Here is a 12,860-nt window from a genome sequence, read left to right on the forward strand (position 1 = left end):
CGGCGGACCACCCAGAGAGTGACCCGCTTGCCGTGGATGGGCAGATCACGATAGGGAACGTCACGCTTGCCGAACCGTACGAACTCACCCTGCACGCCGCATTCCTCGCAGGCGATGGGATCGGGCACGTCCACCTGGAAGTGCATTTCGTCGTCGGTTGATTTGCAGCCCAGTACTTGGTATTGCGGCAGGTGAAGGATGTTGTCGGGAAGTTCGGTCATGGTGTTGTATAGGCGTAGGTGTCAGTCAGATCCATCCGACTCGGCATTGGTGTTTGCTTTTTTACCCAACAAGCTGCTGGAAACGAAAAGTAAGGCACCGAGGACAATTGCAATATCAGCCAGGTTGAAGGCCGGCCAATGCCAGTCTCGCCAATAGAAATCAAAGGAATCCACAACATAGCCGCGAAAGACCCGGTCAATCAGGTTGCCCATGGCGCCACCGAGGATAAGACTGTAAGCGATGGCTTCTCCTTTATGACGATTTTCAAGGATCAGCTTGATCAGAAAAATCGAGACCACTACCGCGATTCCGATAAAAAAGTAGCGCTGCCAGCCTCCACCATTCGCAAAAAGACTGAATGCGGCACCGGTGTTCCATAGGTGCACCCAGTTAAAGAACGGGGTCACCGAAACATACTCGCCATAGGCCATTGATTGCTGCACCAGCCACTTTACAGCCTGATCAGACGCTGCCAGCAGGCCCGATATGGACAATAGGGCATACGGCGAGAGCTTTTTGCCAATAATGAGCATTATTTAACCCTTCAACGCCAAAATGCGTCTGGCACCGTTAAGTACAATGCCCCCCGCGATGGTGCCGATAATCAGATCCGGATAATTGGAACCGGTCCACGCGACCAGGGCGCCGGCGGTGATGACCCCCAGGTTGATCACCACGTCGTTGGCCGAGAATATCCAGCTTGCCTTCATGTGCGCCCCGCCTTCCCGATGTTTGGATATGAGCAGCAGACAACTGGTATTGGCAATCAATGCGACGAATGCGATAGCCATCATCACCAGCGATTCAGGCTCACTACCGAATACAAAGCGTCTCACCACCTCTACGAGCACGCCCACAGCCAAGATCAGTTGCAGTACACCAGCAAGATGCGCGGCACGTACCTGCATTTTCACGCTATGTCCAACCGCATAAAGGGCAAGCCCGTACACCGCCGCATCGGCAAAATTGTCCAGGGATTCTCCAATCAGGCCGGTGGACCGGGCGATCAGACCGGCAGTCATTTCCACCACGAACAGAAGTGCATTGATGCCGAGCAACCAGCGCAGGGTCCCGGATTCTTGCTTAGCAGAAGCTGCCGAAAACTCGGCGGCCTTGATGGTCTCCGGATTTGCAGCGACGGTTTCCTGAAGCGAGGCGCCTAGCCCCAAGGTCTTCAGTTTCGAGGTGACGGGCTCGACCTCGCCGTCATGCACGACCTTCAGCCGGCGGTTCGACAAGTCGAAGGACAGCGCCCGAATCTCCTCAAAGCCGTTCAGGGCTAGGCGAATCATTCGTTCTTCTGATGGACAGTCCATCTTCGGCACGGCATAAACACTGACCCATCTCCCTGGCGCCTCGGAGGAGGCCTGTATATCGGTATCCGCTGCGGACGTTGCATCACCGCCACAGGCGCCACCACAGGATTTGCTCATGATACGACTCCACTTGAACAATGTTGTGGTACCATTTAAAACTATAAAGCTACTATAAGGTCAATAGAGTAAAGAATCCGTTGGGGAGGAGGCTGATGCGCATTGGTCAGTTGGCGCAGTTGGTAGGGGTCGAAACACAGACGATCCGCTTCTATGAACAGCAGGGCTTGTTGCCGCCGCCTGATCGGCAGGACAACGGTTACCGTGTCTATACCGAGAAGCATGGTGAGGGGCTGGCCTTCATCCGTCGCTGCAGAATCCTGGGCCTGTCACTGGCTGAGATTCACGAACTACAGAGCTATGAGGACGACCCTCATCAGCCTTGTACCGCCGTCAACGCCTTGCTCGATGATCACATCTCTCATGTGCGGTCGCAGATAACCGCTCTGCAAGCGCTTGAGAAACAACTCGTTTCACTGAGAGCGAGTTGCAACGATGACCGGGAAGTTGAGGCGTGTGGGGTTCTTGCTGGAATTAGCGAAGGAAACATGCACCAGCAGTAGGTGAAGCATCAACCAGATAATCCGATGAGATGCCGGTCTGTCTCACTCTCATGCAAAGGTAAGATCAACCATTTAATCCGCTTACCCAAAACGAGAAAGTACATGCGGGGACCGACTTCCATGATGCAGCTCCTAGGTAAGAGATGTTCAGCCTGCATTTTGACTGATCATAGAACCTGAGGAGTGAGGAAGTAGGAAGATCGAAAGGAGAGTCGAGGGGGCATGCCCCCTCGCTGGAGGTCATGCTACACGCTGGCGCTGCGCACGACGTTCCTGAATCTCTTGAGCATCGATGCAAAGGCTTGCAGTCGGCGCGACCAAAAGGCGCTTGAGCCCAATCGGCTGCCCAAACTCAGCGCAGTAGCCATAATCTCCTTCTTCGATCCTTTTCAGTGCAGCCTCCACGTCCAGCAACTCTGCCTGGTCCCGCTTCAGCATCCGCATTTCCATCGCGCGCTGCTCTTCCGCGGAGGCAGTATCCGCCGCATCCGGGAGACGCGCCTCGGAGTCATCGCGGAACGCCTCTGCTCGTTGAGCGAGCAGGCCCTGTAGGTGCAGTTTTCGATTGAGAAGAAGGTCCTTGAAGAAGGCCAGTTGCTGGTCGGACATGTACTCCGACTCCGGGGCGGAAAGCAGTTGCTGCTGAGTTAGTAAGGTGGACATAGGCGATTCCTTGTGAGGAGCTGGATGGCCCGAGCTTAACGAGGCCTCTCCCCTCTTCAACTCAAATGCCTCCGCTGAATCCCCGGCTACGCGGACTTGAACCACAGGACTACACCGTTATGGTCACCTTTCACACTAGCAGGAGGACATCCATGGAATTCAGAACGCTGAGCACTGGCCGTTCCACATTTGATGAGCACTACGGGGCGGCAGCCTATTCCCTGGGCGACCAGCTCGGTTTCATTTACTTTCGTTCAACCGGCATCGAACCGAGCCATTGGGAAAGCCGTATCTATGAGAACGGCCTGGTAGCAATGGCGCCAGTGGCTACTGACACGACTATCCAGGAAGCATTCGACAAAGTGGATCTCTGTGCCGCGCATGCCAGAGCTTTCTCCAGAGCGATGGAAGCTCTGAGCGCACATGGTTGCTCCGATGAGGTGCTCTGTCTGCTAACAGCGGCAGAGGGGCAAATTCAGGAGTTGATTTCTGCTGTTTAGCGCTGAAAGAGGCTGCTACCCTTGTCGTGAAAGTCAAGAGGAACGCGCTATGCAAACCACCGTCAAAAGCGCTGCAGAGATCGAAGTCGGCCCATTCCGCTATACCGAACGTGCCTACCTAGCTACCTTGCTTTGCCTGGCCATCGGAGCGTTGGCGTTAGCATCGATGGTCGGGAGTCACCCCACGAGCGATGCCACCTTGGCCACACGCATGGTGTCAGTGCAGATGATCGCTGCATACCTGATCGTACCAATCACCAGTGTGGGCGGTTTCCTGTGCCACAGAGCCGGCTCTAAGGCCCTTGCCGGAATGCTCCCCCTTATTGGAGCAGGCTTCTTGGCCGGCGCGCTGGGCGCAAGCTTGATCTGATTTCCCCTTAGGCTCGGCATTGCCGAGCCGTTTTCTTTTTGTGCGGCGCGTCCATGGAATCCAATCGCTGCAGAAGACCAGATTCACTTGGAGGCCACCAGGCCGCCGTTATACTGCTTACTTCACCCCCTGATTTACATGGAGAAATGCGTGAATAAACAAGAACTTATCAACCAAATCGCCGAGTCCGCGGACATCACCAAGGCTGTCGCTGGGAAAGCACTGGATGCGGTGATCGAGTCCGTGACTTCCGCGCTGAAGGCCGGTGACACTGTGACGCTGGTGGGCTTTGGCTCATTTTTGGTAAAGGAGCGCGCTGCGCGCGAGGGTCGCAATCCTCAAACCGGCAATCCTGTCCAGATTGCTGCTGCGAAGATTCCTGGCTTCAAGCCGGGCAAGGCGCTCAAGGACGCGATCAACTGATCGCTCCATCGCAAGACAACCCCGCCCTTCGGCGGGGTTTTTTTTGAGTGCGCCAGGCATGGCGCGTTGCGCGTAGCGCAACCCGCTTGGTTGTGGTGGCCAAAGCGGGTGACTTGGAGGTGAAAGTCCTCTACACACCCGGCAAGGGGAAGTGTTAGCCAGAGGCAAGGGTGTCGTGGGCGACCGCGAATCTGAAGGAAGCCCGAGGCAAACTGCTGGCCTGACGAACAGGAAGCGGATAGAGGCGGCACAGCGGGGTGAGGCGGCCCAAATCGTCAAAGCCCAGTACTTGCACGGGACGCTGTGACGTAAATCCGACAGGCATAAGCAGGAAGGTCACGCGAATTACCCTGGGAGATCTGCACGTTTGCCACTGTGCTACCGAGCGTCGAGAGGCGACGGGACGAGCGTGCAGAAGTCAGCCGAGGCCGTAGTAAGTGGCGGTTAACCGCGCCACCAAGGGCCGAACAGGTTATGCCGCCAGTAGGCGTCACTGTCTCGTTGGTAGCCGTAATGCAGAAATTTCCTACAACGGAATCTGTCACTCCGAATCCCGGCCAGAAGCCGAGGGTGATGCCTGACAGTGCAAAGGTGCCGGCGGCGTCAGCGACGTGGACGAACGCGGAGCCGGACACGCTGATGGAGCGGGTGCTTGCACCGGCCAACCTCAGGCGTGCGTATCAACGCGTGGTTAGCAACAAGGGGGCTCCGGGTGCCGATGGCATGACGGTCGCTGACTTGGCGGGCTACGTGAAACAGTATTGGCCAACCCTCAAGGCCAGGTTGCTGGCCGGTGAATACCATCCCCAAGCAGTGCGAGCGGTTGAAATTCCCAAGCCGCAGGGCGGCACACGGCAACTGGGAATCCCCACCGTCGTGGATCGCCTGATCCAGCAAGCATTACAGCAACAACTCACGCTACTCTTCGATCCGCTGTTTTCGGACTACAGCTACGGTTTTCGTCCGGGCAAAAGCGCTCACCAAGCCGTTGAACTGGCCCGCTCCCATGTGGCGGCGGGGCATCGCTGGTGCGTGGAGCTTGATCTGGAAAAGTTCTTTGATCGGGTCAACCACGACATCCTGATGGCCTGCTTGCAGCGTCGCGTCGAAGACAAGCGAGTGCTTAGGCTCATCCGCCGCTACCTTGAAGCTGGGGCCATGTCGGGCGGTATCGTCAGCCAACGGCAAGAGGGGACACCGCAAGGCGGCCCACTCTCGCCGTTGCTGTCGAATATCCTTCTGGATGAGCTCGACCGCGAATTGGAACGGCGGGGTCATCGCTTCGTGCGCTACGCCGATGATGCGAACATTTATGTGCGCAGTCCTCGGGCGGGCGAGCGGGTGTTGGCCAGTATCGAGCGCTTCCTGTGCCATCGTTTGAAACTGACGGTGAACCGGAAGAAGAGCCAAGTAGCAGGGGCTTGGAAGTGTGACTACTTGGGTTACGGGATGAGCAGGCACCAGCAACCAAGGCTGCGTGTGGCAACGATGAGCCTGGGGCGCTTACGCGACCGACTCAGAATATTGCTACGCAGTGTAAGGGCCCGCAAAGTGGCGACTGTCATTGAGCGAATCAACCCTGTCCTGCGAGGCTGGGCTGGCTACTTCAAGCTCAGCCAGAGCAAACGCCCACTTGAGAAATTGGATGGTTGGGTCAGGCATAAACTTCGCTGCGTCATCTGGCGTCAATGGAAACGGCCCTCAACGAGGGCGCGCAACCTGATGCGCCTGGGCCTGAGCGAAGAACGTGCCTGTAAATCGGCCTTTAATGGCCGAGGCCCGTGGTGGAACTCGGGAGCATCTCATGTGAATCAGGCGCTACCGAAGAGGCTATGGGATAGGTTCGGACTGGTCTCGATACTGGATACGATAAACCGGCTTAGCCGTATAACCTGAACCGCCGTGTACGGAACCGTACGCACGGTGGTGTGAGAGGACGGCGGCTGTGAAGCCGCCTCCTACTCGATTATCCCCCAAAAAAGGGGCACTCCCTTTCCATTATTGGATTGAACAAGGATTTCAAGACATGAAATACATCCACACTCCTGAAGCGAAGGCATTCCTGGTCGACGGCAGCACTTGGCCGGCCACCATAAACACTTCGCTCCCCCATTTCCTCGCCAAGGCATCCGGCATGCTCTTTGGCGGCAAGAGCAGCCAGGAGATCCGCCTGGCTGAAGGTCAAGTTCTACCCAAAATTGAGCATGCGCGCAGTCTGGTACTACGCCAGCTCCGCCCATTCCTGTTTGTCGACCCGACAGGGCTGTTCAACGGCATGGAGCCGGTTGCTGCATACGATAAGTCGCTGATCGTCGCAGACCAGGTCCTGGTGGCTGTTGATCTGCTTGAGGACTTCGACATTTTCGTTGGGCTGACCCGTCTGTATCCGGCCTTGGTGAACGATGCTGCGGCCGTGAGAGCCGAACTCGCCAACCAGATCGCCCGTAGCTACAACGGCGTCCACAAGAGCGTACGGAACGTGAATAGCGGCCGCGCGCACCCAAGCGGATGAGCATGACTGATCGAATTCCTGACGGGGCTGAAGCCCTCACCCGCGAACGCGGCACCCTAGTCGATATTGTTTTCCGTGATCCCGCCGGCCCTTGGTCGGTCTGTACCTTCCGGCGGGAAGACAACACCTCCTTCACCGGTACCGGCAATTTCGGCAACGCAATCCTCTATGAGGACTACATCCTGTACGGCAAGCGCGTACCGGATATCGACGGCGCTGATTTCGATGTCAGCCAGTTCACCTCGATGCCACCAGCGAAGGTTGAGTCACTGGTTGGATATCTCAGCGTCCTCACTGGCGTCCCGCGCAGCGTTACGAGCAAGGCTGTCCAGTACTTCGGCGAAAGCCTGATTCCAATTCTGGACCAATCCCCAGAAAGACTCGTGGAAGCTGGAATCTCCCCACAAGAAGCCCAGGCCTTAGGCCAGGTTTGGGCTGAACAACGAAGTGAGCAACTCGCTCTCGCACAGATCGACGTCGAGGGGATTCCGCCGGCGAAGCTGGCAACACTTCAACGTCGCTTAGGCTATGCCGCGAACCTCAGTGAGGTTTTGAAAGAAGATCCATATCTGCTCTACGTCCATTTTGAGGACATTCTCTTCACTTCCGCGCTGAACCTCGCGAAAAGGTTTGGAGTGACCAACAACACAGTCTCTGCAGTTAAAGGCGCGGTGGTCGGCGTGCTCCGCCGGGAGGCTTGGCTCGGGCACAGCTACGTTGAAGGTAGGCCGCTCATCGAGTCGGTTATGAAGATGCTTCGACTCACCAAAGATGAGATCAAGCCCCTCATTGCTCAGGCCGTAACCGACCTCGCCATGGCCAAGGTTGTCCACGCCAGCAGCGGACAGCTACAACTCCTGAGCCTGCACGAAGCAGAAACCAAACTGGCCGGCCTCGTGCGGAAATGGGCAGCACTGGACTGCAAAGACGCCGAGGACCTGGTGCCCACCGAAAAGATGGGCACCAAGCTCTTGAAGCCACTGGGCCTTGAAAACGGGACTGCGAAGACGTTGTCAGCAGGACTCCGCTCGCTCTTAGGAGAACGTTTTGCGCTCATCCAGTGCGAAACCCTCTCAGACCAAATGCTGGTTATCAAGGGGCTTCAACTCTTCCTGAAAGCCTTCGGCGCAGACGCCATCTATTCCGCTTATACAAACGAGATGGCTGACGAGGTGAACCGGCTGCTCGATGACGACAGTGTCGTCGTCACGTACTCGGCCTTGATAGGCATTGATCCAAAGACAGGTGTTCCTTCACAGCATGGCAAAAGACCGATCAGCGCGGATGTGTTGATTCTTGCTGGGGCGGACTCGCTTGGGATAGAGGAAATGGTGAACGTCCTGCGCGCCGTACCAGATTCGAGCAGGGTTTTCCTGCTTGGGGCGGCGAAGGACCTACCAGCTCACTCCATTGGCCAACCGTTCGCGGAGCTCACCCAATGCGGGCCGGCGCGAGTATTCCAAGCAAGCTTTTGGTTGCCAGCCAGATCACCGCAACGGGAAGCATCGCGGCGTATCTGGAGCGGGACGCTCAAAGCGAACGGCGAAACCTTCGACCCGACCCAAGCGATATCTTGGCTGTCGGTGCCATCCGAGCTGCTCATTGAGACCTTACCTGTTGTGGTTAAGGAGTTCGCCCAGCAGCTACAGGTAGACCCGCTGCTCGATATCAGGGTTGTAGTCCCAGCCGCCAAGGGGTCTCGAGGTGAGGACATGGTGGGCCCGCTGTCTGCAGCGATCGCTCGGGAGTTCACTGGCGAGGAGCACCTGGTTGAGTTCCATGGAAAAGGGCTGTTCAAAGGATTGCCTTTCGTAGTTAGACAATCCGTCGCCAGCACAAACCATCCACCCTTTTCCGTGTTCACCGCCGCTGAAATCAATCCAGAGCGCCTGAACGCTGTAGACCGAGCTGGTAACCATTACATGCTCAGCCTGGCAGAGCGCCTCGATGTGTTCCAGGGCGCTGTCATGACGCCGAAGCTCATCCGAGGGCGAGTCTACGACGTTGTCGTCTTGGTGGTCGGCGAAGGCCAGCAGGACCTCATCAACACCACCCTCATCTCGACTCTCCTGAACAGTGCGAAGACCACCTTGCTGGTGGTTGGCGCACTCGACGGATTGCTGACGGGATATTCCCTGCGCGAACCGACTGTTGCCCGGTCTCTTCTCCCTAAACGGATAAATCCAGATGTCGATCAAATCAGCGCGCCTTGAGGCGCTTGCCGCCGAGCATGCGGAAATTCAGCGACAGCGAAATATCGCAATCAGCCTTCCGTTGGTAGGGGCAGCAATTCCATTTGTGCCGCTCCCCCTGACGGTGGCCATCGCTGCAGGCTGCGCTATCTGGTCCCTGCTGCTTGATCGGAAAGAAGCAGAAGCGTCTACCACGGATATCTGGGACGCCGGTTACATCGAAGCCCCGATTCCGGATTGCGACTTCCGCCGCTCTACCTTTCTGGGCAAGGCCATTCCTTGGACAGAGTGGAAGGATCGCGTTGACGCGATCACGAGTACGAAGGGCATCGCCACCGCTGACGATATCCGCCGGGAGTTGATCGACACCTATCCATCAATGATCCCATTCATGCTGTCCGACGACATCATGACTCGCCATGTAGCGCTGCTCGCTGCAACCGGGACCGGCAAGACCGAACTGCTTCTGGCAATCATTCAACAACAGATAAAAAAAGGGGCTGGACTTCTGCTAATCGAAGCGAAGTCAGACTCTGATTTCTCGGGCTCGATTTACGGAATGATGGAGGCGGCCGGCCGGCTCGATGAGTTGCTGATCATCAACTTCGAGTTCCCGGAAATGTCGCATACCTACAATCCGTTCTTCTCGGGCGGGGTCCGCGCAACCATTTCCACTGCAATGAAGCTCCAAGCCAACTCCAAAGAGGAGTTCTGGACGGACATTGCTCGCTACTCCCTGACTGCCGCGGTGCTGTCGCTGAAGCTGCAGCCCGGGGAGCCAGTGTTCCACATCAAGGACATCATTGCAGTGCTGTCCGACTTCGACCTGCTGCTGAGCTTTATCCGCAACATACGGGTATCCGACTCCATCTATCACAGCGATGGTGTCGAGTGGCTGCACTCATACCTTCGCTTCTGGTTCGACGAAGAAAAACAGGTGTGGAACTTGCGCGGGTACAAGCAGTTGCTCCAAGGACTTGTGTCCAAACTTTCGGCGTTCGCCCACTCCGAATACTCCAGCATCGTCAACACCTACAGCCCGGATGTCGACCTCAAAGAGGCGATCCTCCAGAACAAGGTTGTTGTGTTGTCCATGTCGTCGCTTGCCGACAAAGACGGTGTGGAGCTATTCGGCAAATTGTTCATCTCTGATCTTGCTCGAGCGATCGGCGAAATCCAGCTCTCGAAAGCCAAGCCGTTGATGATGTGCCCGGCCATTTTCGACGAGTACCCATCATTCATGGACGAGAGCCAGGTATCCCTGTTCCAGCTGGCGCGATCGGCGAATGTGCCCATCATCATTGCTTTCCAGGGCGTTGGCTTCCTCCAGAACATTTCCCCTGCCTTCGTCGAGATGGTGCTGGGCAACTGCTGGACACACCTGTACTGCGACATCCGGGATGCCCAGACGCGGGAGTTCGCCGTCAAGCTCGCGGGGACGATGATCAAAAGGTTCGTCCAAGAGTCCTCTGGCAGCAGCACGGGGCAGAGTTACGCATCCGAGCAATCAGGTCTCTACACAAACGACTCGGAAGGCGCCAGCTCAAGTACCGGATACAAGGCGACGCGGGAGGACATCCTGCAACCCGAAGACTTTGCGTCGCTCGACCAAGGCGACGGGATCATTGTCGCGAAGTCGGGAACCTATCGTGTCCGCATGCCGTTGGTGAGGAACAGCTTCCCGAACGTCCACTTCAAGGACATGCGACTGGTCCGCAGGCCACGTCGAGCGCGCTCGGGCGTCAACGCCTGGCAACGATTCCACGAGAAGAACAAGGCAATGCTGGAAAAGCTGACTCAGGGCTGAATTTAGCATGCGAAACTCGAGCATTGAGGAGACACCATGAATTGGCAAGACAAACTGCGGCAGTGGGATTGGGACTTCGGGGTTGTATGGGACTGGTTTCTCGATATTACCCAGTTCCATGTGCAGCGAATCGGTTGGCCCGCTTACTTGGCCATCGCTGCCGTGATCATCTGCCTCGGGCTTGCTTTCCAGCCTACTCGCGGCCTGACCTCTCTGCTGATTAACGCCTTCGTCCGCATGATTTTCACCTACGTACAGATCGTGCTGTCGTTGGTGACCGTGCAGTTGTTTCGATTCCTGGGCAAGGTGCTGCTTGCACAATTCCATCGAACCAGGCGCTGGGTTGGCCAGCTGTTCGACGAGAAAAAAACCTCTTAACTCTCTGCTCCCCTCCCCTCGGGCCGGCCCAAAGCCGGCCTGTCACTACCGACCCTCAAAAAAGGGGCACTCACTTTCCACTATTTGGGAAAGGAGGGCCCTTTATGAACTTTCACGCATGGGCTTTAGGGATCGGGTATCTGGCGGCCATTGCCGTTCAGCCAGCAATTGCTGAATCCGACCCGTACGTAATCGATCAGCGCGATCCCCGGTATCAGCGTGCCATTGAGCACCTGTCTCTCGCTGCTCAAAACCTTCGCATGGCTCAGGACGAACTCAAGAAGGCCGAAGCCAGCGCCCCACTTCCAGGGCTGGATCTCGTAAGGATGCTCGCACAGGTCCGGCCCGTGGAAGAGACCATCAACGTAGTTCTGCAACCGGAGCAAAAGCGGCTCCGTTACCAGACCGTTACCCCCGATGGCCTGTTTTTCACCCCAACTCGAGTCGGAGATTGACCCATGCAAATGACTGGCCTCGCGCCGCAACTGAAAACGGAGGACCTCAAACGCTTTGCGTTGGGGATTCTCGCTCTGGCTGTGACCATCTTCATTGTCACCATGCCCGATATCGCCATGGCTGCGTTCGACGGCAATTTCGCGCCGGATAAGGAGATCGCCAAGAACTCCAACAACAGTTTCCTCTACTGGTGGCGCTTGATCGCCAGTTATGGACTGTGGGCTGGCCTGGCGCTTCTGCTCCTGTCGGTTCTCTTTGCAGGTGCCCGCGGGTGGTGGGTATTCGTGCTTGTCGTCCTCATTTCGCTCTTCGGCGAAACCGTCGTCATCAAGGCAGGTAACCTGGCCGGCTTCGATATGGCCAGTGGTTCCGGTTCCTCGGGAACAAAATAACTATGCGCCTAAGAGTCACAACTGAAGCACCGACTTATGCCTTCGCGACAGCACCGGTGAACTTTGGTGGCCTCACCCAGGAGGACCTTCTGTTCTTCATCGTGCCCCTGGTGATCGTTAGCAAAACTACTGGCGAAAACATCTGGGCCTTTGTCATTGCGTTCTTCTGTCTGTGGCTCTTCAAGCGTGTAACGCGAAACAAGCCTCAGGGCTTCCTAGCCCTGATGGCCTCAACTTTCGTAGGCGACCTCTACGTAATGACGAGCGAGTTCCCTGCCCTTCAAAAGGCAGTCGGGAAGTTCGGTCGATTCACTGCGCGGATCTGGCTCGAGATCGGGCTAATTCCCTCACCGTCTTACTGCAACCGATACGAGCCCTGACATGAGTGAGCAATACGGCGCACCGTTGAAGTATTTCAATTTGCTCGGCGCAAGTGATCTTCGAGCGGGCAGAGCCATCATTACGCTGATCGCCATCTCAGCGGTTTTTGCAGTCGTTATCGCCGTGCTGGTTGGCATGAATAGGGAACTGCAGGAAACAAACCGGAGATTGCAAAGCGAGCGAATCATGTATGGATTCCCAAACTCTGAGGGGATCTTTATCAGCGAGCGGCAGATTCCACAGAGACACATCATTGCATTCGTGGCTGTCTTCCTTGACAACTACTACAACTTCACTCCTCTGTCTGCTCGAACCAATGCCGAAGAAGCATTGAGAATGATGTCGCCACGTCTCCGCGCGCTGAAGGAAGATAGTTTGAAGATCGTTGCAAACCAGTCGGTTGAGCAGCAGATCACACAGGTATTCACAAAATCTTCTCCATATCAAGTCGAAGTTACCCCACAGGGTTATGTGGTGTCCTTCACTGCTGAACGCCACAGGGCCACTTTGAATAGGGTTTTCAACAAGGCTAAGTACAATGTGAAAATTCTAATCAAGCCAGTCAAGCCTTCGAAGTTCTACGAGTGGGCGGTTGTGGCTGATGACTTCGACATCCAGGAGATTTAGG

The 12,860-nt window shown here is 56.3% G+C and carries 17 protein-coding genes; 13 read left to right on the forward strand and 4 right to left on the reverse strand.

Going from position 1 to position 12,860, the window contains the following annotated elements; all coding sequences use genetic code 11:
- The 3 genes from ACGLHT_RS15005 to ACGLHT_RS15015 all read right to left on the reverse strand — a co-directional run.
- On the reverse strand, positions 1-221 hold a 221-nt coding region (locus ACGLHT_RS15005; protein ID WP_142977754.1), incomplete at its 3' end, for a transposase family protein.
- A gap of 21 nt (positions 222-242) precedes the next feature.
- On the reverse strand, positions 243-755 hold the full coding sequence (gene lspA, locus ACGLHT_RS15010; protein ID WP_003821921.1) for a signal peptidase II: 513 nt from the start codon (positions 753-755) through the stop codon (positions 243-245).
- A gap of 3 nt (positions 756-758) precedes the next feature.
- Complete coding sequence (locus ACGLHT_RS15015; RefSeq protein ID WP_004364974.1) at positions 759-1,655, reverse strand: cation transporter; 897 nt, start codon at positions 1,653-1,655, stop codon at positions 759-761.
- Positions 1,656-1,750: 95 nt separating this feature from the next.
- Between ACGLHT_RS15015 and cadR the strand changes: the two genes are divergently transcribed.
- Positions 1,751-2,158, forward strand: coding sequence for a Cd(II)/Pb(II)-responsive transcriptional regulator (gene cadR, locus ACGLHT_RS15020; RefSeq protein WP_009403731.1), 408 nt, complete (start codon positions 1,751-1,753; stop codon positions 2,156-2,158).
- Positions 2,159-2,398: 240 nt separating this feature from the next.
- Here the strand turns inward: cadR and ACGLHT_RS15025 are convergent, their stop codons facing one another.
- Positions 2,399-2,821, reverse strand: a complete 423-nt coding sequence (locus tag ACGLHT_RS15025) for a TraR/DksA family transcriptional regulator (RefSeq protein ID WP_135192924.1) — start codon at positions 2,819-2,821, stop codon at positions 2,399-2,401.
- 152 nt (positions 2,822-2,973) lie between these two features.
- On the opposite strand from ACGLHT_RS15025, the gene ACGLHT_RS15030 reads away from it, so the two are divergent.
- The 12 genes from ACGLHT_RS15030 to ACGLHT_RS15085 all read left to right on the forward strand — a co-directional run bounded on the left by ACGLHT_RS15030 (position 2,974) and on the right by ACGLHT_RS15085 (position 12,859).
- A complete protein-coding gene (locus tag ACGLHT_RS15030; RefSeq protein ID WP_135192923.1) occupies positions 2,974-3,321 on the forward strand; it encodes a hypothetical protein in 348 nt (115 codons plus the stop codon).
- A 49-nt stretch (positions 3,322-3,370) separates the two neighbouring features.
- The gene (locus ACGLHT_RS15035; protein WP_135192922.1) at positions 3,371-3,691 is read left to right on the forward strand and encodes a hypothetical protein; all 321 of its coding nucleotides are present in this window, start codon (positions 3,371-3,373) and stop codon (positions 3,689-3,691) included.
- 132 nt (positions 3,692-3,823) lie between these two features.
- Positions 3,824-4,114 (forward strand): HU family DNA-binding protein, encoded by a 291-nt coding sequence (locus tag ACGLHT_RS15040; protein WP_255251287.1) that lies wholly within the window; start codon positions 3,824-3,826, stop codon positions 4,112-4,114.
- A gap of 474 nt (positions 4,115-4,588) precedes the next feature.
- Complete coding sequence (gene ltrA, locus ACGLHT_RS15045; RefSeq protein WP_024718247.1) at positions 4,589-6,010, forward strand: group II intron reverse transcriptase/maturase; 1,422 nt, start codon at positions 4,589-4,591, stop codon at positions 6,008-6,010.
- Between the two features lie 130 nt (positions 6,011-6,140).
- Complete coding sequence (locus ACGLHT_RS15050) at positions 6,141-6,626, forward strand: hypothetical protein (protein ID WP_010792911.1); 486 nt, start codon at positions 6,141-6,143, stop codon at positions 6,624-6,626.
- Between the two features lie 2 nt (positions 6,627-6,628).
- A complete protein-coding gene (locus tag ACGLHT_RS15055; protein ID WP_274120446.1) occupies positions 6,629-8,839 on the forward strand; it encodes a helix-hairpin-helix domain-containing protein in 2,211 nt (736 codons plus the stop codon).
- A complete protein-coding gene (locus tag ACGLHT_RS15060) occupies positions 8,814-10,625 on the forward strand; it encodes a type IV secretory system conjugative DNA transfer family protein (protein ID WP_010792909.1) in 1,812 nt (603 codons plus the stop codon). The genes ACGLHT_RS15055 and ACGLHT_RS15060 overlap by 26 nt, the downstream gene beginning before the upstream one ends.
- A 36-nt stretch (positions 10,626-10,661) precedes the next feature.
- On the forward strand, positions 10,662-11,003 hold the full coding sequence (locus ACGLHT_RS15065; RefSeq protein ID WP_274120445.1) for a hypothetical protein: 342 nt from the start codon (positions 10,662-10,664) through the stop codon (positions 11,001-11,003).
- Between the two features lie 104 nt (positions 11,004-11,107).
- Positions 11,108-11,458, forward strand: a complete 351-nt coding sequence (locus ACGLHT_RS15070) for a hypothetical protein (RefSeq protein WP_010794271.1) — start codon at positions 11,108-11,110, stop codon at positions 11,456-11,458.
- A gap of 3 nt (positions 11,459-11,461) precedes the next feature.
- Entirely contained in the window at positions 11,462-11,851 is a 390-nt protein-coding gene (locus ACGLHT_RS15075) for a hypothetical protein (RefSeq protein ID WP_274120444.1), read from the forward strand.
- A gap of 2 nt (positions 11,852-11,853) precedes the next feature.
- The gene (locus ACGLHT_RS15080) at positions 11,854-12,231 is read left to right on the forward strand and encodes a hypothetical protein (protein WP_010794273.1); all 378 of its coding nucleotides are present in this window, start codon (positions 11,854-11,856) and stop codon (positions 12,229-12,231) included.
- Between the two features lies 1 nt (position 12,232).
- The gene (locus ACGLHT_RS15085) at positions 12,233-12,859 is read left to right on the forward strand and encodes a hypothetical protein (RefSeq protein WP_010792904.1); all 627 of its coding nucleotides are present in this window, start codon (positions 12,233-12,235) and stop codon (positions 12,857-12,859) included.
- The last annotated feature ends 1 nt before the right edge of the window (position 12,860 follow it).

The sequence above is a fragment of the Pseudomonas sp. PsB genome, from assembly GCF_043658375.1.
GTDB lineage: Bacteria > Pseudomonadota > Gammaproteobacteria > Pseudomonadales > Pseudomonadaceae > Aquipseudomonas > Aquipseudomonas putida_Z.